This window comes from Streptomyces nitrosporeus (assembly GCF_008704555.1).
GTDB classification, from domain to species: Bacteria; Actinomycetota; Actinomycetes; order Streptomycetales; family Streptomycetaceae; genus Streptomyces; species Streptomyces nitrosporeus.
Window position 1 is genome coordinate 3,763,000 of record NZ_CP023702.1, and the last position, 18,517, is coordinate 3,781,516.

The 18,517-nt window shown below is 70.1% G+C and carries 19 protein-coding genes and 2 pseudogenes; 10 read left to right on the forward strand and 11 right to left on the reverse strand.

Features of this window, described 5'->3' with window-relative positions:
* From CP967_RS16735 to CP967_RS16745, 3 genes are all read right to left on the reverse strand, one after another.
* Window positions 1-771 carry an IclR family transcriptional regulator gene (locus CP967_RS16735; RefSeq protein ID WP_280116536.1) on the reverse strand — a complete coding sequence of 257 codons (771 nt, stop codon included), beginning with the start codon at window positions 769-771 and terminating at the stop codon, window positions 1-3.
* A 286-nt stretch (window positions 772-1,057) separates the two neighbouring features.
* Window positions 1,058-1,267: a DUF5326 family protein gene (locus CP967_RS16740; RefSeq protein ID WP_150491892.1), complete on the reverse strand. Its 210-nt coding sequence runs from the start codon at window positions 1,265-1,267 to the stop codon at window positions 1,058-1,060.
* Between the two features lie 229 nt (window positions 1,268-1,496).
* Window positions 1,497-1,814, reverse strand: a complete 318-nt coding sequence (locus CP967_RS16745; RefSeq protein ID WP_150488741.1) for a cupin domain-containing protein — start codon at window positions 1,812-1,814, stop codon at window positions 1,497-1,499.
* Between the two features lie 77 nt (window positions 1,815-1,891).
* On the opposite strand from CP967_RS16745, the gene CP967_RS16750 reads away from it, so the two are divergent.
* The 3 genes from CP967_RS16750 (at window position 1,892) to CP967_RS16760 (ending at window position 4,161) form a co-directional block, all read left to right on the forward strand.
* Entirely contained in the window at window positions 1,892-2,269 is a 378-nt protein-coding gene (locus CP967_RS16750) for a phage holin family protein (RefSeq protein WP_150488742.1), read from the forward strand.
* A 64-nt stretch (window positions 2,270-2,333) separates the two neighbouring features.
* Window positions 2,334-3,461 (forward strand): cystathionine gamma-lyase, encoded by a 1,128-nt coding sequence (locus tag CP967_RS16755; RefSeq protein ID WP_150488743.1) that lies wholly within the window; start codon window positions 2,334-2,336, stop codon window positions 3,459-3,461.
* Between the two features lie 220 nt (window positions 3,462-3,681).
* A complete protein-coding gene (locus CP967_RS16760) occupies window positions 3,682-4,161 on the forward strand; it encodes an NUDIX hydrolase (protein ID WP_150488744.1) in 480 nt (159 codons plus the stop codon).
* 319 nt (window positions 4,162-4,480) lie between these two features.
* On the opposite strand, the gene CP967_RS16765 is transcribed toward CP967_RS16760, so the two are convergent.
* On the reverse strand, window positions 4,481-5,692 hold the full coding sequence (locus tag CP967_RS16765; protein ID WP_150488745.1) for an MFS transporter: 1,212 nt from the start codon (window positions 5,690-5,692) through the stop codon (window positions 4,481-4,483).
* Between the two features lie 137 nt (window positions 5,693-5,829).
* On the opposite strand from CP967_RS16765, the gene CP967_RS16770 reads away from it, so the two are divergent.
* Together CP967_RS16770 and CP967_RS16775 are read left to right on the forward strand one after the other, a co-directional pair.
* Window positions 5,830-6,288 carry a MarR family winged helix-turn-helix transcriptional regulator gene (locus CP967_RS16770; RefSeq protein WP_150488746.1) on the forward strand — a complete coding sequence of 153 codons (459 nt, stop codon included), beginning with the start codon at window positions 5,830-5,832 and terminating at the stop codon, window positions 6,286-6,288.
* Between the two features lie 27 nt (window positions 6,289-6,315).
* Window positions 6,316-6,768, forward strand: coding sequence for a GNAT family N-acetyltransferase (locus CP967_RS16775; RefSeq protein ID WP_150488747.1), 453 nt, complete (start codon window positions 6,316-6,318; stop codon window positions 6,766-6,768).
* A 290-nt stretch (window positions 6,769-7,058) separates the two neighbouring features.
* Here CP967_RS16775 and CP967_RS16780 read toward each other — a convergent pair whose 3' ends face one another.
* Both CP967_RS16780 and CP967_RS16785 read right to left on the reverse strand, forming a co-directional pair.
* Complete coding sequence (locus CP967_RS16780; protein WP_150488748.1) at window positions 7,059-8,444, reverse strand: serine hydrolase domain-containing protein; 1,386 nt, start codon at window positions 8,442-8,444, stop codon at window positions 7,059-7,061.
* 27 nt (window positions 8,445-8,471) lie between these two features.
* A pseudogene (locus tag CP967_RS16785) lies at window positions 8,472-9,083 on the reverse strand (TetR family transcriptional regulator); the annotation flags it as partial.
* Between the two features lie 14 nt (window positions 9,084-9,097).
* Between CP967_RS16785 and CP967_RS16790 the strand changes: the two are divergent.
* Window positions 9,098-9,956, forward strand: a pseudogene (locus CP967_RS16790) (NADP-dependent oxidoreductase).
* Window positions 9,957-10,237: 281 nt separating this feature from the next.
* On the opposite strand, the gene dnaB reads toward CP967_RS16790, so the two are convergent.
* Window positions 10,238-11,695: a replicative DNA helicase gene (dnaB, locus tag CP967_RS16795; RefSeq protein ID WP_190175119.1), complete on the reverse strand. Its 1,458-nt coding sequence runs from the start codon at window positions 11,693-11,695 to the stop codon at window positions 10,238-10,240.
* A gap of 477 nt (window positions 11,696-12,172) precedes the next feature.
* Between dnaB and CP967_RS16805 the strand changes: the two genes are divergently transcribed.
* Entirely contained in the window at window positions 12,173-13,510 is a 1,338-nt protein-coding gene (locus tag CP967_RS16805; protein ID WP_150488751.1) for an MATE family efflux transporter, read from the forward strand.
* Window positions 13,511-13,723: 213 nt separating this feature from the next.
* On the opposite strand, the gene rplI is transcribed toward CP967_RS16805, so the two are convergent.
* The 4 genes from rplI to rpsF all read right to left on the reverse strand — a co-directional run bounded on the left by rplI (window position 13,724) and on the right by rpsF (window position 15,430).
* Window positions 13,724-14,170, reverse strand: a complete 447-nt coding sequence (rplI, locus tag CP967_RS16810; protein ID WP_150488752.1) for a 50S ribosomal protein L9 — start codon at window positions 14,168-14,170, stop codon at window positions 13,724-13,726.
* A gap of 18 nt (window positions 14,171-14,188) precedes the next feature.
* Window positions 14,189-14,425: a 30S ribosomal protein S18 gene (gene rpsR / locus CP967_RS16815; RefSeq protein ID WP_003967857.1), complete on the reverse strand. Its 237-nt coding sequence runs from the start codon at window positions 14,423-14,425 to the stop codon at window positions 14,189-14,191.
* Window positions 14,426-14,468: 43 nt separating this feature from the next.
* Window positions 14,469-15,068: a single-stranded DNA-binding protein gene (locus tag CP967_RS16820; protein WP_150488753.1), complete on the reverse strand. Its 600-nt coding sequence runs from the start codon at window positions 15,066-15,068 to the stop codon at window positions 14,469-14,471.
* Window positions 15,069-15,139: 71 nt separating this feature from the next.
* Window positions 15,140-15,430 carry a 30S ribosomal protein S6 gene (gene rpsF / locus CP967_RS16825; RefSeq protein ID WP_014047181.1) on the reverse strand — a complete coding sequence of 97 codons (291 nt, stop codon included), beginning with the start codon at window positions 15,428-15,430 and terminating at the stop codon, window positions 15,140-15,142.
* Window positions 15,431-15,740: 310 nt separating this feature from the next.
* On the opposite strand from rpsF, the gene CP967_RS16830 reads away from it, so the two are divergent.
* The 3 genes from CP967_RS16830 (at window position 15,741) to CP967_RS16840 (ending at window position 18,510) form a co-directional block, all read left to right on the forward strand.
* A complete protein-coding gene (locus tag CP967_RS16830; protein ID WP_150488754.1) occupies window positions 15,741-16,097 on the forward strand; it encodes a hypothetical protein in 357 nt (118 codons plus the stop codon).
* A 186-nt stretch (window positions 16,098-16,283) separates the two neighbouring features.
* Window positions 16,284-17,402 (forward strand): lipid II:glycine glycyltransferase FemX, encoded by a 1,119-nt coding sequence (locus CP967_RS16835; protein WP_150488755.1) that lies wholly within the window; start codon window positions 16,284-16,286, stop codon window positions 17,400-17,402.
* A gap of 76 nt (window positions 17,403-17,478) precedes the next feature.
* The gene (locus CP967_RS16840) at window positions 17,479-18,510 is read left to right on the forward strand and encodes an alanine racemase (RefSeq protein WP_150488756.1); all 1,032 of its coding nucleotides are present in this window, start codon (window positions 17,479-17,481) and stop codon (window positions 18,508-18,510) included.
* The last annotated feature ends 7 nt before the right edge of the window (window positions 18,511-18,517 follow it).

The window sequence follows — 18,517 nt, forward strand, 5'->3', positions numbered from 1 at the left end:
TCAGATACTGATAGAGAACACGAACGAGCGCAAGAACGTCGTCACTTCACAGCGTAGTTGTTCGATAGCAGCGTGCAGTCGTTCCTCTTCCTCCAGGGGGAGGGAAACAGCCATCGCGGCCACCGCGGGCCCGACCGTGATGGGAATGGCCGCGCAGACCGTTCCCAGCGCGTACTCCTGCCGCTCGATGACGGGTTCCGTACGTTTCATCGAACGCAGACGGTCGAGAAACGCCTCACGGTCCCGTACGGAGTACCGCGTCAGCGGTCGCACCGGGTAACGGTCGAGATGGTCCTCACGCGCCCGCTCGTCGAGCTGCACCAGCAGACACTGGCCGAGCGCATGGGCATGGCCCGTCTCACGGAAGGACGCCCACTCGCGCACGGCCGGGGTGGCCGGGTTGTCGGCCACCGCCACCAGTTCGATCTCACCGTCCCGGTAGAGCGCGCAGTACACGGGGGCCCCGATGTGGTCCGCCCAGCGCGCGAGCGAGTCGGCGATGACTCCGGGCCGGGCGGCCGGCACATGACCGCCGGTGAGCTTCTCGGCAGCGGCACCGAACAGGAACACCCCGTTCTCCCGGCGGAGATACCCCTCATGGGTCAGGGTGCGCAGAAGGTGGTAGGCGGTGGGAAGGGGGAGCCCCGCCTCCCTCGCGAGCTGTTTGGCGGGAGCTCCTTCCCGATGGGCACCCACGGCCTCCATCAGTCTCAACGCCCGCTGTACCGAACCGATCAGTGTCGGGACAGCAGTACTCGATGCCGTGGTCACGGGTCACCCCCAGGCATGGTGACGGGCTTACAGCCCTCCCGCGGGGGCCGCCCCCACGGGCCTGCCGCAGCCTGGGGTCCGTCAGACCGGGCGGTCACACAAAACCACTGGGCAGGATGGTGACGGTCAGTCATTTCCCAGCTGGCGGCAGCGGTACGTCACTGTAACGGCACGTTGCGTCACCGGTGCGGTTTCGTGCCGTTCTTAGCTCAGCTGGCCTAATCGGCGTATCAGCGGCCCGTGCTCTCGTCACCCGCCGTCAGGGGCCGCCGCATGCACGGTCGTCCTACCAGTCGCTCCGGGAGGACGACGCCAGGAACTTGCGCACCACGAAGATCAGGCCGCCGACCAGGACCACGAAGACCAGGACCTTGAACAACAGCCCGACGACGAACCCGACGATGCTGGCGATCAGGCCGCCGAACACGACGATCGCGATGAGAGGCACCGCGACCCACTTCACCCACCAGGGCATACCCGCGAAAATCTCCCGCACCGCCATCGTCCCTACCTCGTCTCTGTGAGTACCTGCTCCGATGCTAGAGGCGCGGGGCGCCCCGGCGGAGGGGTGGGAGCCCTTGAAGACCCCTGAGCGAACCCTTAGGGAACCCCAGGGGCGCGGCCGGCGGTCCCGGGGTTCCGGCCGGGCCTTCCGGAAACCCCGGGAGGGGCGGCCGGGCCCACCGAAGCCTCCCGGGGCCCGCCCGGCCGGCCGGTCCGCCCGGTCAGCCCTCGGGCGGCGAGAAGACCACCATCACCCGGAGGTCCTCGGTGATGTGGTGGAACTTGTGGGCCGTGCCCGCGGGAACGTAGACCACACTGCCCCTGGCGACCTGGGTGGTCTCGGAACCGACCGTGATCGAGGCCCGCCCGCTGACGACGAAGTAGACCTCGTCCTGCCCGTGCGGCTGCTGCGGATCGAGGGCGCCCGCGTCCAGCGCGTACAGGCCCACGGACATGTTGCGCTCCCGGACGAACTGCAGGTAGGCGCCGTCGTTGGCGGCACGTTCCGCCTCCAGCTCGTCCAGTCTGAATGCCTTCATCGCCCACCCGCTCCTCGTGCCCGTACCCGTCCCGGCCGGCCTGTCCGCCACCGGTCATCTCTGCCACGATCAGACACATGAAGAATTTCGTAGTCAAGACGATCGCCAACGCGGGTGCGCTGGCCGTGGCCATCTGGCTGCTCCAGGACATCACGCTGACCGGTGACGACACCGGCCGCAAGGTCCTGACCCTGATCGTGGTGGCGCTCCTGTTCGGCCTGGTCAACTTCCTTGTGAAGCCCGTGGTCAAGCTCCTGACCTTCCCGCTGTTCATCCTGACCCTCGGGCTGATCACCCTCGTGGTCAACGCCCTGATGCTGCTGCTGACCTCATGGCTGGCGGACGTCCTCGATGTGAGCTTCCATGTCGAGGGCTTCTGGACCGCCGTCCTGGGCGGGCTGATCATCTCGGTGGTCTCCTGGGCGCTCAACGTCGTGCTGCCCGACGAGGACTGACAGGCGCCCGGCACAGTACCGAGCGGACAGGCGCGGAACCGGCAGAGAGACGAGGGACAGAGAGATGAGCACCACGAACGACGGGACCCGGGCGGTACGAGCGGGACTGCCCGCGCCGGAACAGTACGAACCGACGCTGCCCGGACCGGTCTTCGCCGCGCACTTCCACCTGTCCGGAAAGCCCGTCGGCCCGTACACCTACGGCAGGGACACCAACCCGACGTGGACCCACCTGGAGCGGGCGATCTCCGAGCTGGAGGCGCCGGGCCGACAGGTGGAGACGACGGTCTTCGCCTCCGGGATGGCGGCCGTCTCCGCGGTCCTGCTCTCCCGGTCACGCGCGGGTGACGTCGTGGTCCTGCCCGACGACGGATACCAGGCGCTCCCGCTGGTCCGGGAGCAGCTGGAGGCGTACGGCGTCCATGTGCGTACGGCCCCCACCGGCGGCGACGCCCAGCTGCGGGCCCTCGACGGGGCGAAGCTGCTGTGGCTGGAGACTCCTTCGAACCCCGGGCTCGACGTCTGCGACGTGCGCCGCCTGGTCGACGCGGCCCATGGGGCGGGAACCCTGGTCGCCGTCGACAACACCCTGGCCACCCCTCTCGGCCAGCGCCCCCTGGAACTGGGCGCCGATTTCTCGGTGGCGAGCGACACCAAGGCCATGACCGGCCACGGGGACATCCTCCTCGGCCATGTGACGTGCGGGGACCCTCAGCTGGCGGCCGGCGTCCGGCGGTGGCGGAAGGTCGTCGGCGCGATCCCCGGCCCCATGGAGGCCTGGCTCGCCCACCGTTCACTGGCCACCCTGCAGCTGCGGGTCGACCGGCAGTGCGCCACGGCGCTCGCGCTGGCCGAGGCCCTGGCGGGGCGTGCGGACGTGACCGGCCTGCGGTACCCCGGGCTGCCCGACGACCCTTCCCACCCGGTCGCGGTGCGGCAGATGCGGCGCTTCGGGTCCGTGGTCTCCTTCGTACTGGACGGCAAGGAGACCGCCGAGCGCTTCCTGGAGGCGCTGGAGCTGGTCGACGACGCGACCAGCTTCGGGAGTGTGCGTTCGACCGCGGAGCGCCGGGCGCGCTGGGGTGGGGACGCCGTCCCGGAGGGCTTCATCCGCTTCTCGGTGGGCGCCGAGGACCCGGAGGATCTGCTGGCCGACGTCATGAAGGCGCTGGACCGGGCCACTGCCGGCTGACCGCACGACGGGTCTCGCGGCCCCTGCGGGACGGAGCGGGCCGGTGGTCTCACCGGGCCCCGGCCCCGGTGGCGGGCGCGCCCGCCCGCCACCGGGGCCGGGGCCGTGCCTCTGCTGCCGGGCCTCGCGGTCCGTGGACGTCCGGTGCGCGCCACCGGTGGCCGGTGACCCGCGCACCGGCCGGAGTTTCAGAACGGGTTTCATGGGCCACGCTCTTGCCATGACCGAACGCCCGGTGGTCAAGCGCACCGCACGTGCCGTCCTGCTCGACGGCGACGACCTCGTCCTGATCAAGCGCACCAAACCCGGCGTCGACCCGTACTGGGTCACACCCGGTGGCGGCGTCGAACCGGAGGACGCCACCGTCATCGACGCGTTGCACCGTGAACTGGACGAGGAGCTGGGCGCCAAGATCACCGATGTGGTGCCCTGCTTCGTCGACACGGTGGAGCACACCGAGGACGGCGGCATCAAGGGGGTGAAGGTCCAGCACTTCTTCGTCTGCCGGCTGGCGTCGATGGACCCCGCGCGCCGGCACGGGCCGGAGATCGACGCGCCCTGCGGTGAGTACGAGATCGTCCGCGTCCCCTTCAGCCGGGTGGGCATCGCGGCGGTCCATCTGGTGCCGCTGTCGCTGCGGCACTATCTGGACGGGAACATCGAGGGAGTACGGGCGATGCACGCCCCCGACCTGGGCTGATCCTCTGCCGCGCACCTGGTCCGGAGACACGGGCCGGGGCGGGGCGTTCCGGGGTCCTCCGGTGTGGGCAGCCGCGGACCCTTCCGGTGGCAGATGACCTCGGCCACACCGCTCCCGCCACCGTGTTTCACGTGAAACCACCCGCGCGTCCCGCACGCCGAAGCGCCCTCGCCGCCCGGGCCCCGTCTCGTAGAGCCGACCGGGCATCACCGTGGGGCTGCTCACCCCGGCCGTCACCGCGGCTCTCGCCCGGAGCCCGGACCCGGTCCGGTTCTCCGTGTTCGGGCCGCGGGGCGGATCCGACCCGACAGGTGTGGGCTCAGCCCTGCCCCACGGTGGCGGGAACCGGCTCGGGGCCGTGCGCCGCGGCAGGCCGGCCGGCCTGTTCCGTACGGCGTTCGAGCGCTCCGGCGAGAAGGGCCAGAAGCAGCGCCGCCGCGGCCAGGGCGGCACCCACCCAGTTCGGCGCGGTGTAACCGAGACCGGCCGAGATGACCAGGCCGCCCAGCCACGCCGACAGGGCGTTGCCCAGGTTGAAGGCACCGACGTTGACGGCCGAGGCCAGCGTCGGCGCGCCCGCCGCGTGGTCGAGCACCCGCTTCTGGAGCGGTGGCACGGTCGCGAAGCCCAGGCCTCCGATGAGGACGATGGTGACGGCGGCGGTGATCCTGTTGTGAGCCGTCAGCGTGAAGAGGGCCAGGACCAGGGAGAGTCCGCCGAGCGAGACGTACAGCATCGGCATCAGGCGGCGGTCGGCGAACCGGCCGCCGACCAGGTTACCTCCGACCATCCCGAGGCCGAGGAGAACCAGCAGCCAGGTGACGGAGGACGGGGCGTAGCCGGCGACCTCCGTCATCATCGGCGTGATGTAGGTGACCGCAGCGAAGACTCCGCCGAATCCCAGCACGGTCATCGCCATGGCCAGCAGCACCTGCGCATCACGGAAAGCGGCCAGCTCCGCCCGGACGCGTACGCCCTGGGGCTTCGGCTGCTCGGGGAGAAGCCTGGCCACACCGAACAGGCCGATGACCCCGAGCGCGGCGACAGCCAGGAACGTCGTCCTCCATCCGGCGCTCTGACCGGTCAAGGTGCCCAGAGGGACACCGACGACATTGGCGACGGTGAGACCGGTGAACATCATGGCGATGGCTCCGGCCTTCTTCTCCGGAGCGACCAGCCCGGCCGCCACCACCGAGCCGATACCGAAGAACGCGCCGTGCGCGAGCGAGGCGATGACCCGGCCGGCCAGCATCACACCGAAGACCGGCGCGAGCGCGGAAACCAGGTTGCCGATGACGAAGAGGCCCATCAACACCATCAGCATGCGCTTGCGGGTGGTCCTGGTCCCCAGGACGGTCATCAGCGGCGCACCGAGAACGACTCCGAGGGCGTAACCGGTGACCAGAAGACCGGCGGTCGGGATCGGGACCTGGAAGTCCGCGGCGACCTCGGGCAGCAGTCCCATGATGACGAACTCGGTCGTCCCGATTCCGAAAGCCCCGATGGCCAGGGCGAGGAGCGCGAGTGGCATGGCTTCACTTCCGATGATGATTGCGCCTGCTTCTTACGTGCGTCCACAATAATTTCTCACGCCGGTTAATTGCAAGCGCTGGCTATTGCGCAGGTGCCCTATCCTGGGTGCAGCAGCTCCGCACCGAGGAGAGAGACATGACAGCGACAGATCCGGCACTCACCGCTCTCGCCCAGAGCTGGTGCGCCCTCTCCCTGCTCCACGGAAAGATCGAGACCCATCTCGAACGGGCCCTGCAGGCGGGGCACGGCCTCAGCGTGCGCGAGTACTCCCTGCTCGACGTCCTGAGCCGCCAGCACAGCGGGACCGGCGGCCATCTGCAGATGAAGCAGGTCGCGGACGCCGTCGTCCTGAGCCAGAGCGCCACCACCCGGCTGGTCACCCGGCTCGAGGACCGCGGCCTGCTGACCCGCTATCTGTGCGACACCGACCGCCGGGGCATCTACACCGACGTCACGGAAGCAGGTCTCGCCCTGCTGGGCGAGGCGCGGCCGACCAACGACCGCGCTCTGCGCGCCGCACTCGACGAGGCAGCCGAGAACCCTGAACTCGCCCCTCTGGTCAGGACGGTGGAAGCGCTCAACGTTCCGGCCTGAGCCGGACCGTTGCGTAGTCTGCCGATCATGAGTGATCTCGACGTACGCCCCGCCGCCATAACAGACCTCCCGGCCGTCGTGGCCCTGCTGGCCGACGACCCGCTCGGAGCGGAGCGGGAGTCGCCGGACGACCTCGCGCCCTACCGGGCCGCCTTCCGGCGCCTGGCGGACGATCCGAACCAGCACCTTGTCGTGGCGGTCCGTGACGCGAAGGTCGTCGGGACGCTGCAACTGACCGTCGTACCCGGGCTCTCACGGCGGGGCACCGTCCGGTCGATCATCGAGGGTGTGCGCATCCACGCCGACGAGCGTGGGAGCGGCCTCGGTACGCAGCTGATCCAGTGGGCGGTCGACGAGTCCCGCCGCCAGGGGTGCCGACTGGTCCAGCTGACATCCGACGCCACCCGGACCGACGCCCACCGCTTCTACGAGAGGCTCGGCTTCACCCCCAGCCATGTGGGGTTCAAGCTGGCCCTCTGACCCGCTGCGCAGCCGCTCCACGCGGCCCTGTGCCGCGGAGGAACACGGCACCCCCTCCGACGCCGGGGACGGACAGCACCGCGCCGGAAGCGGACAGCACGGCACCGGGAACGGACAGCACGGCACCGGGCGAACGCCGGCCGACGGAGCCGGCACGTCCCGCCGGAGCCGCTCCGTACCCGAGGCCATACCTGCCCTACCGCTTGTGGCCGCGGACCGGTTTCACGTGAAACCGCGCCGTGCAGCGGAACCACGAGGCCCACGGATGCCCACGGGCCTCGGGTGGGGATTCACTCCGGAAGCCCGCGCCAGCCTCCCTCGTCCACGCCCCCGGGCACGGCGGAGGCGGGATCGTAGGGCTCCCGCGTGAAGACGAAGGATCCCAGGTCCAGATGGGTCGGGGTTCCGTCCGCGGAACGTACGACCCGGAGCGTCTCCCCCGCGTAGTAGCCGTTCAGTCCGGTCCAGGTGCCGTCCGGGCACGCCCGGAACCGGGCGCCCCTGCCCGGCCCGCTCAGCGGCCGGAGCTCCACGCCCCGGTCCGCGGTCAGGACGAGCGTCTGGGGCCGGGCGCCCCAGTACCAGAGGCCGGTCAGCGCCAGCAGTTCCTCGTCCACCTCCGGCAGCGGGCGCCACGGCTCGGGGATCCTCGGCTCCGCATCCGCGACGATCCGTACGAGATCCGCGGCCACCTCCCCGATCATCGGACCGGATGTGGCGTTGGCCAGAACCACGGCGGCGACATCGTCCTCGACGCTGAACCACAGCGCGGCCAGGAAGCCGGGCAGCGATCCGGTGTGACCCAGCAGTGTGCGGTTCCCACGGCGTACGGTCTGCAGCCCCAGGCCGTAGTTCCCGGACCAGTCGTCTGCCTCCGAAGGCGCCGCGGGAGCGCGCATCTCCTCCACCGACGACGCACTGAGCACACGGTCGTCGCCCTTCGCCAGGAAGAGCGCGAAGCGGAGAAGGTCGGCGGTCGTCGACCAGAGCTGGCCCGCCGGCGCCATCAGCCCCAGGTCCTCGGCCGGCTCGGGGAGCATGACGTCGGCCCATGGGTGGACCGCCCAGCCTCCGGCGTGCGGAGCCCGGGGCTGTGCCGTGGTGCGGTCCATGCCGAGCGGTTCGAGGATCTCGCGCCGCAGCACCTCGGACCAGGTATCGGCCCGCAGCTTCTCGACGAGCGACCCGAGCAGGGTGTAACCGGGGTTGGAGTAGTGGTGGCGACGGCCCGCCGGATGTACCAGCGGCTGTCCGCCGAGCACGTCCGCGAGCTCCGGCCGGGTGCTGCCGGGCGTCCTCTCCCACCAGGGCGCGGGCGTCTCCGCGGCCAGGCCCCCGCTGTGGCCCAGCAGCTGAAAGACGGTCACCTCCCCGACACCGGTCCCCGGAAGGTGCTTCTCCAGCGGGTCGTCCAGACCGAGCAGTCCCTCGTCACGAAGACGCAGCACCAGGACGGCGGTGAACGTCTTGGTGAGGGAGCCGATCCTGAACTGGGTGTCTTCGTCAGGCGCGTGGCCCTCCACGCAACTACGCGCGCCGCTCCAGGCGATCTGGCCGCCCCGCTGTACCGCGGCGACGACCGAAGGGGCGCGTCCTTCGGTCTGAGCGGTGGCGACACGGTGCAGCAGGGCCCGCCGGGTGCCGGGGAGCAGTGTTTCGGATACGGGTGAGGTCATGGTCAACACCTACTCCTGGGCACAGCCTCAGGGCGAGCCGTTTCGCGGCCGGCGTGACCGCTCGGGATCCTGTCCCTCCCTGTACCGGCCGTCCCTCACCGCGGTGAGGGACGGCCGTTCACATCTGCGGCCCGGCTCGTCGGGACCGTGAGGAACGCTCGCGGACGGGCAGGCGACCTGCCACGCCGCCTCGATCATCCGGAAGATCTCGTCCAGGGCCGCCTGCGGGCCGGCCGCTTCGCGGGCCGGCGAGTAGGCGTCGATCACGAACCTCGCGATGGTGCGGGCGGCGGTTTCGCTCAGGGCCGGGCCGGAATCGGCGGTGATGGCCGTGGCCAGGGCGTCCGCATGGCGCAGGCGGAGCGACTCGTCGTATTTCCGCAGGGCGGCGGGGGTGTCGATCATGTGCCGGACCGGGGCGGCGCTGTCCGCGGTGCAGTGCCGCACCAGGGCCAGGGTCTCCCGGCGCAGCGCGGGGATGAGTGGCTCGTGCGCCGCCCGGCCGGTGACCGCAGCCGTGAGGCGCTGCTCGAAGTCCTCGCCCTGCTCGAAAACCAGGGCCTCTTTCGAGGCGAAGTGGGAGAAGAGCGTGGTGACGGCCGCGTCGGCCTCGGCAGCCACATCACGGATGCCCACCGCGTGAGTTCGGCCGACTGCACGTTCTGCGGCTGGCCGACGCCGAGGAGCCCCACGCGGGCCCCGGCCGGATACGCATCGCCGTACGGGCGGCGGGTGTGAATCCCGTCGTCTGGAGGATCCGTGAGGGCCAGGTCCTGGGGGCCGTCCGGTCGAGTTGCCCTCCGGGTCGGACTCGACGCCGCCGGGGTGGTGGACGAGGTCGGCGAGGGGGTCGTGGGGGTCGAGGCCGGCGGCCGGGGGTTCGGTGAGGGCTCCAGCACCTACGCCGATTTCGCCGTGCTGACGGCATGGGCCCGGATGCCCGAGGGGCTGACGTTCGAGGAGGCGGCCGGGTACCCCTCCGTGGTGGAGACCGCGCTGGGCGTCATCCGCGAGGTCGGTGTGCGGCCCGGGCAGACGCTCCTCGTCAGCGGCGCGTCCGGGGGAGTCGGATCAGCGGTGCTGCAGATCGCCCGGGACCGCGGCATCACGGTGATCGGTACGGCCGGTGCCGCGAACCAGGAGTATCTGCGCGGCCTCGGCGCCATCGCCACCACGTACGGCGAGGGCTGGGTCGAGCGGGTCCGGCGGCTCGGCGACGTCGACGCGGCTCTCGACCTGGCCGGCTCGGGGGTGATCCGCGAGCTGGTCGAGCTGACCAGGAGTCCGGAGAGGGTCGTCTCCCTCGCCGATCTCGGTGCGCCGGACTTCGGTGCCCGGTTCTCCGGCGTGGCGGGAAGCGTGTCGGCGGCGCTCGCCGAGGCCGTCGACCTGATCTCGCGGGGCCGGCTCCACATCCCGGTCGATAAGGCGTACGGACTGGCCGAGGCCCCGGCGGCCCCTACCGGCAGCCGTGCCGGTCACACGCGCGGGCGCCGGGTCCTGGTCGTCTGAGCCCTTCCCGGCCGGGTCGCACAGAGCGGCGGGCGGGCGCGTGGAGCAGCAGGCCGTTGCACGGAACCGCGAGCGGTCGCACGGAGCAGCGGGCCGTCTCACGGAACGGCGGGCCGAACCCCCCGCAGCGCTTCGCCGGGCCCTCCCGGAAGGCGCGCGGCACACGAGGACCCCGCACCCGCCGCCCGCACGTCTCCTGGCCCGGGGTCGGATCCGGCACGGACCCGGCCCCGGACCAGGAGAAACCGGCACACGGCCCGGGGCCCCGCGACCGGACGGGATCAGGTCTGCGCCATGTCCACGAAGCGCGAGTAGTGCCCCTGGAAGGCCACGGTGATCGTCGCCGTCGGACCGTTACGGTGCTTGGCCACGATCAGGTCCGCCTCGCCCGCTCGCGGTGACTCCTTCTCGTAGGCGTCCTCACGGTGCAGCAGGATCACCATGTCCGCGTCCTGCTCGATGGATCCGGACTCGCGGAGGTCGGAGACCATCGGCTTCTTGTCCGTGCGCTGTTCGGGGCCACGGTTCAGCTGCGAGAGCGCGATGACGGGGATCTCCAGTTCCTTGGCGAGCAGTTTGAGGTTCCGGGACATGTCCGAGACCTCCTGCTGCCGGCTCTCGGCCCGCTTCGCGCCACCGGACTGCATCAGCTGCAGGTAGTCGATGACCACCAGTTTGAGGTCGTTGCGCTGCTTGAGCCGGCGGCACTTCGCGCGGATCTCCATCATGGAGAGGTTCGGCGAGTCGTCGATGTACAGCGGAGCGGCCGAGACGTCCGGCATCCGCCGGGCCAGCCGCGTCCAGTCCTCGTCGGTCATCGTGCCGGACCGCATGTGGTGCAGGGCCACCCTCGCCTCGGCGGACAACAGGCGCATCGCGATCTCGTTGCGGCCCATCTCGAGGGAGAAGATCACACTCGGCAGGTTGCTCTTGATCGAACACGCGCGGGCGAAGTCGAGCGCCAGCGTCGACTTGCCCATGGCGGGGCGGGCCGCGATGACGATCATCTGGCCGGGGTGCAGACCGTTCGTCAGGGAGTCGAGGTCGGTGAACCCGGTGGGCACACCGGTCATCTCCCCGCTGCGGGAACCGATCGCCTCGATCTCGTCGAGCGCGCCCTCCATGATGTCGCCCAGCGGCAGGTAGTCCTCGCTGGTGCGCTGCTCGGTCACGGCGTAGATCTCGGCCTGCGCCGAGTTCACGATCTCGTCGACGTCCCCGTCGGCCGCGTATCCCATCTGCGTGATCTTCGTACCGGCCTCGACGAGGCGGCGGAGGACCGCGCGTTCGTGGACGATCTCCGCGTAGTACGAAGCGTTGGCCGCGGTCGGGACCGACTGGACCAGGGTGTGGAGATAGGGAGCCCCGCCCACCTTGGTGATCTCACCGCGCTTGACCAGCTCGGCCGCGACCGTGATGGGGTCCGCCGGCTCGCCCTTGGCGTAGAGGTCGAGGATCGCCGTGTAGACGGTCTCATGGGCGGGACGGTAGAAGTCATGGCCCTTGAGGATCTCCACGACATCGGCGATCGCGTCCTTGGACAGCAGCATGCCGCCCAGGACGGACTGCTCGGCGTCGAGGTCCTGCGGGGGCACCCTCTCGAAGCCGGACGGGCCGCTGTCCCAGCCGCTGTCCCGGCCGCGCTCGTGCTGCTCCTCCCGGCCCTTGCCCTCCCCGCGGCGCTGACGGGACACAGGAAGACGGTCGCCGGGACCGATGTCGGTCCAGGGATCGTCCAAAGGCTCGGGAATGCTCACCGGGCCACCTCCTCCCGTCCGCTTCGCGGACCTATGCCGTGCCACTCTTTCTTACGGCACAACACCGACAAAAAAGACGCCCGACTCCGGTTCCGACGCGTCGAGTTCTGTGGGCTTCCGAGCCGGAACGTAGTACGGGCGCCGGTCCACGGTAGGCCCGTCCGAACCGTCAGCCAATCCGGTTATCCACAGGCCATGTGGACGACTGACCAGATGCTGTGGAGAACCCGCCGGATCCTGTGCACGGACCGGGGGAAAGAACTGTGGACAAACTCATACGCCTGCACCAGTGACCCATCTGACCAGGCATTTCTCCATCCACCGACTGTGGGGGAGAAAAACTTTCGCCTGCTCACCCAGATCCACGGGCTCGTCCCGCCGCAGCCCTTCCCATAGCTTCCCCCGTAAGGGATAAAGAGCCATTGCATCTCTTACCTGTGGAAGATTAGATTGGCCCCCATGTCCGAGGATCCCGCGCCCCCTCAGCGCTCCCGCCGCCGGCACGACCGCGAGATCTTCGCCCTCGCCGTTCCGGCCTTCGGCGCACTCGTCGCCGAGCCCCTGTTCGTCATGGTCGACAGCGCCATCGTCGGGCATCTCGGCACCCCGCAACTGGCGGGTCTCGCCGTCGCCGCCGCTCTGCTGACCACCGCGGTGAGCATCTTCGTCTTCCTCGCGTACGCCACCACGGCCGCCGTCGCCCGCCGGGTGGGCGCGGGCGACCTGCCCGCCGCGATCCGCCAGGGTATGGACGGCATCTGGCTGGCCCTGCTGCTCGGCGCAGCCGTCGTCGCCCTCACGCTTCCGCTGGCCCCCTGGCTCATCGAGGTCTTCGGAGCGTCGGACACCGCCGCACCGTACGCCGTCACCTATCTGCGGATCTCCAGCTTCGGCATCCCCGCCATGCTGGTGGTACTCGCGGCGACAGGTGTGCTGCGCGGTCTCCAGGACACCCGGACACCTCTCTACGTCGCCATCGGCGGTTTCGCCGTCAACGGCATCCTCAACGCGGTACTCGTCTACGGCGCCGGCCTCGGCATCGCGGGATCCGCCTGGGGAACGGTGATCGCCCAGGTCGGCATGGCGCTCGTCTACCTGCTCGTGGTGGTACGCGGAGCCCGGCGGCACGGCGCCTCGCTCCGTCCTGACGCCGCGGGAATCCGGGCCTGCGCACGGGCGGGTGTGCCCCTGCTCGTACGTACCCTCTCGCTGCGCGCGGTCCTGATGATCGCCACCGCGGTCGCCGCCCGGCTCGGCGACACCGACATCGCCGCACACCAGATCGTCCTCTCCCTGTGGAGCCTCACGGCGTTCGCGCTCGATGCCATCGCCATCGCGGGCCAGGCGATCATCGGCCGCTATCTGGGGGCCGACGACGCCAAGGGCGCCCGGGAAGCCTGCCGGCGGATGGTCGAGTGGGGCATCGCCTCCGGCGTGGTGATCGGAGTCCTGATCGTAGTGGCCCGTCCCCTGTTCATCCCTCTGTTCACCAGCGACACCTCCGTCCAGGACACCCTGCTGCCGGCCCTGCTCGTCGTCGCGCTCACCCAGCCGGTCGCCGGTGTGGTCTTCGTCCTGGACGGTGTGCTGATGGGCGCCGGGGACGGCCGCTATCTGGCCTGGGCCATGCTGCTGACGCTGGCCGTCTTCGCTCCGGTGGCAGTCCTCGTACCCGAACTCGGCGGAGGGCTCACCGCCCTCTGGTGGGCCATGGGCCTGATGATGGCGGTCCGCCTGGTCACTCTCTGGCTGCGTACCCGGTCCGGGCGCTGGATCGTGACCGGTGCATCCCGCTGAGTGGCGGGACCCCGCCCTTCCGCGGAGCTCGCGCCGCTGGATCCGCCGCCCCTCGGCGGGTCCGCCGCGCCGTACCGGCCGGCCCTCGCCGGGTTCCGGCTACGGCACCGGTTCCTGTTTCACGTGAAACCGGGCCTCCCGAAGAGGGAAAGGCGAAGGGCCGCACCCCGAGGGGTGCGGCCCTTCATCCAGCTCTGCCGAGCCGCGCCCTCATCAGGCGGCGACGACCTCGATACCGAGCGTCGCGGCAACCTCGGGGTGCAGACGGACGGACACCTGGTGTCCACCCAGCGTCTTGATCGGCGAGCCGAGCTCGACGCGACGCTTGTCGACGTCCGGACCACCCGCGGTCTTGATCGCCGAGGCGATGTCGGCCGGGGTGACGGAGCCGAAGAGACGGCCGGCGTCGCCGGAGCGAACAGCCAGACGCACCTTCACGGCTTCGAGCTTGGCCTTGATCTCGTTGGCCTGCTCGATCGTCGCGATCTCGTGGATCTTGCGGGCGCGGCGGATCTGCGCCACGTCCTTCTCGCCACCCTTGGTCCAGCGGATGGCGAAGCCACGCGGAACCAGGTAGTTACGGGCGTACCCGTCCTTGACGTCCACGACGTCGCCGGCGGCACCGAGGCCAGTGACCTCGTGGGTGAGGATGATCTTCATGATTCGGTCACCCTTCCCTTATCGCGCGGTGGACGTGTAGGGCAGCAGCGCCATCTCACGGCTGTTCTTGACTGCCGTGGCGACGTCACGCTGGTGCTGCGTGCAGTTGCCGGTCACGCGGCGGGCACGGATCTTGCCACGGTCGGAAATGAACTTCCGCAGCATGTTCGTGTCCTTGTAGTCCACGTACTGGGTCTTGTCCTTGCAGAAAGCGCAGACCTTCTTCTTAGGCTTGCGCACAGGCGGCTTCGCCATGGTGTTTCTCCTGTGTGATCAAGAAGTGGGGGTACGAGCAGCCCTAGAAGGGAGGCTCGTCCGAGTAGCCGCCGCCGGAACCGCCGGAGTTTCCACCCCAGCTGCCCCCGCCGCCCTGCTGGCCGCCGCCCTGTCCGCCGGCGGAACCGCCGGTGGCCCAGGGGTCGTCGGCCGGAGCGCCGCCGCCCTGCTGGCCGCCGCCACCGGGACCGCCGCCCCAGTTGCCGCCGCCCTGCTGACCGCCGCCGTATCCACCCTGGCCGCCCTGACCGCCGCGACCGGTGGTCTTGGTGACCTTGGCCGTGGCGTTCTTGAGGCTGGGGCCGACTTCCTCGACATCCAGCTCGTAGACCGTGCGCTTGACGCCCTCGCGGTCCTCGTAGGACCGCTGCTTCAGCCGGCCCTGCACGACCACGCGCATGCCGCGCTGGAGCGACTCCGCGACGTTCTCCGCCGCCTGACGCCAGACCGAGCAGGTGAGGAACAGGCCTTCGCCGTCCTTCCACTCATTGGTCTGCCGGTCGAAGATGCGGGGAGTGGACGCGACACGGAACTTCGCGACCGCCGCACCGGACGGGGTGAAGCGCAGCTCGGGGTCGTCGACGAGATTGCCGACGACCGTGATGACGGTCTCGCCTGCCATGGATGAACCTCTCGGCGGGGATTGCTTCTGGCTGCTTGCTACTCGAACCCGATGAGCACCGAGCTGGACGCTCAGTGGACCTCGGGACGGAGGACCTTGGTCCGGAGGACCGACTCGTTCAGGTTCATCTGTCGGTCGAGCTCCTTGACGACCGCGGGCTCTGCCTGCAGGTCGATGACCGAGTAGATGCCCTCGGGCTTCTTCTTGATCTCGTAAGAGAGACGACGACGGCCCCAGGTGTCGACCTTCTCGACCTTTCCGTTGCCCTCACGGACGACGGAGAGGAAGTTCTCGATCAGCGGGGAGACAGCTCGCTCCTCGAGATCGGGGTCGAGGATGACCATCACCTCGTAGTGACGCATGTGGAACCCACCTCCTTTGGACTCAGCGGCCACGGTCGTTCCGTGGCAGGAGGGTCGTGATGCGTTGAGCAACAGTGTCTCCGAGTGAAACAGCCGCCACTGACAACGCCCTTCCCGATGTTCCGGGGGGACCCCGGAGGGGTTCGGGAGCGGGGCGCGGGGACGGCTTCAGGGCAGACACCGGTGCAGACCGTACAGAGTACCCGCAGACCGCCTTCCGGTTGAAATCCGGTGTCCGGGGCGCACAATCGAGGCAGATGCGGTGTGAGAGGCGCTACATCGCACCGCCCGCTCGGCCAGGAGGTGCTCCATGGCACAGACCATCCGCCCCGCCGGCGGCCGGCCCGCTCCCAGCAGGGAGGCCCGCCCCCGCCCGGCCAACGGTTCACTCTTCGCGACGGACGGCCGTCCGCACCCGCTCCAGGAGGCGCTGATGGGGGTGGCGGGGGTCCTGGGGGTCCTCGCCTTCGTCTCGGCGATGTTCCACGACCTTCACCTGGTCAGCTCATGGGCCGGGCTCGTCGGCCTGCTGACCGGCGCCTACGGCCAGTACATCTCCCGGACGACCTGGCAGCGGTTCGCCTTCATCATGGGCATGGGCTCGTCCGGGGTGGGGTTCCTCCTCGGCATGGCGCACGGCGGCCTCTTCGGAGGCGTGATCACCTGACCGGCAGAGCGGCGGCCGGCGCCCTCCGGGGCGCGCCGCGCGATGCCGGGTCCACGGCTCCGCGCGGCAGGGGCCCGGCCCGGTCCCGACGGGGCCGGGCCGGGCCCCTGCCGGTCACAGTAGGCTTCGGCGCGAGAGCCGGAGCCCCTGAACCGATGGGGACACACCTGCCGAGGAGCGCCCCGCATGAGCCTGACCCTGAGGACCATCAGCCGAGAACAGCATCTGGCGTACGTCCAGAGTCTCCCCTCGGCGAGCCACTGCCAGGTCCCGGCGTGGGCGGACGTGAAGACCGAGTGGCGCTCGGAGAGCCTGGGCTGGTTCGACAGGACCGGCGAGATGGTCGGCGCGGGCCTGGTGCTCTACCGCCAGCTGCCCAAGATCAAGCGCTACCTGGCCTACCTCCCCGAGGGCCCGGTCATCAACTGGTACGCCCCCAACCTCGACGACTGGCTCCAGCCGATGCTCGCGCACCTGAAGCAGCAGGGTGCCTTCTCCGTGAAGATGGGTCCGCCGGTGGTCATCCGCCGCTGGGACTCCACGGCCATCAAGGCGGGCATCCAGGACCCCGAGGTCAAGCGGCTGCGCGACATCGAGGCCACCCACATCGAGCCGCGGGCCTTCGAGGTCTCCGACCGGCTGCGGAAGATGGGCTGGCAGCAGGGCGAGGACGGCGGAGCGGGGTTCGGCGACGTACAGCCCCGTTACGTCTTCCAGGTGCCCCTGGCGAACCGCTCCCTGGAGGACGTCCTCAAGGGCTTCAACCAGCTCTGGCGGCGCAACATCAAGAAGGCCGAGAAGGCGGGCGTCGAGGTCGTCCAGGGCGGCTACGAGGACCTGGCCGAGTGGCAGCGGCTGTACGAGATCACCGCGGTGCGCGACCGCTTCCGCCCGCGCCCCCTGTCGTACTTCCAGCGGATGTGGACGGTGCTCAACACCGAGGACCCCAACCGCATGCGCCTGTACTTCGCCCGGCACAACGGGGTGAACCTCTCCGCCGCCACGATGCTCGTGGTCGGCGGGCACGTCTGGTACTCCTACGGGGCCTCGGACAACATCGGGCGCGAGGTCAGGCCGTCGAACGCCATGCAGTGGCGGATGCTGCGTGACGCGTACGCGATGGGTGCCACCGTCTACGACCTCCGGGGCATCAGCGACTCGCTGGACGAGACCGACCATCTGTTCGGCCTGATCCAGTTCAAGGTCGGCACCGGCGGGGAAGCCGTCGAGTACGTCGGCGAGTGGGACTTCCCCCTCAACAAGCTGCTCCACAAGGCGCTCGACATGTATATGTCCCGCCGCTGACCGTCCGGTCAGCACCCCTCGACACCTCCTCACTGCTCAGATCAACCGCAGCCACCAGAAAGGTTCCGGGCCGGCCATGGCGCTCTCCCTCTACGTCGACACCGCGCGCTGGCGGGCGCACCAGAAGTCCGTGCTGGACCGGTTCCCCGGTCTCGTACCCGTCTGCAAGGGCAACGGGTACGGTTTCGGCCACGAGCGGCTGGCCGACGAGGCGATCCGCTTCGGCTCCGACACCCTGGCCGTCGGCACCACCTACGAGGCCGCCCGGATCAAGGACTGGTTCAGCGGCGACCTGCTGGTGCTCACCCCCTTCCGGCGGGGTGAGGAGCCGGTTCCGCTGCCCGACCGCGTCATCAGGTCGGTCTCCTCGGTCGACGGTGTGCACGCCCTGGTGGGCGCCCGGGTGGTCATCGAGTGCATGAGCTCGATGAAGCGCCACGGCGTCAGGGAGGAGGAGCTCGGCCAGCTGCACGCGGCGATCGAGGACGTACGCCTCGAAGGGTTCGCGCTGCACCTGCCGCTGGACCGCACGGACGGTTCGGACGCGGTGGAGGAGGTCATCGCCTGGATGGACCGGCTGCGCGCCAACCGGCTCCCCCTGCACACCATGTTCGTCAGCCACCTGGGGGCCGAGGAACTCGCACGGCTCCAGCAGCAGTTCCCGCAGACCCGTTTCCGCGCGCGTATCGGCACCCGGCTGTGGCTGGGCGACCACGAGGCGACGGAGTACCGCGGCTCGGTGCTCGACGTCACGCGCGTCGCCAAGGGCGACCGCTTCGGCTACCGCCAGCAGAAGGCCGCCTCCGACGGCTGGCTGGTCGTCGTGGCGGGCGGTACGTCGCACGGGGTCGGGCTGGAGGCGCCCAAGGCGCTGCACGGTGTGATGCCCCGGGCCAAGGGGGTCGCCCGGGCCGGACTGGCCACGGTCAACCGCAATCTGTCGCCGTTCGTCTGGGCGGGCAAGCAGCGCTGGTTCGCCGAGCCGCCGCACATGCAGGTGTCGATCCTGTTCGTCCCCGCGGACGCGCAGGAACCGAAGGTGGGGGACGAACTGGTGGCCCATCTGCGCCACACCACCACCCAGTTCGACCGCCTGGTGGACCGGTAGGACCGCG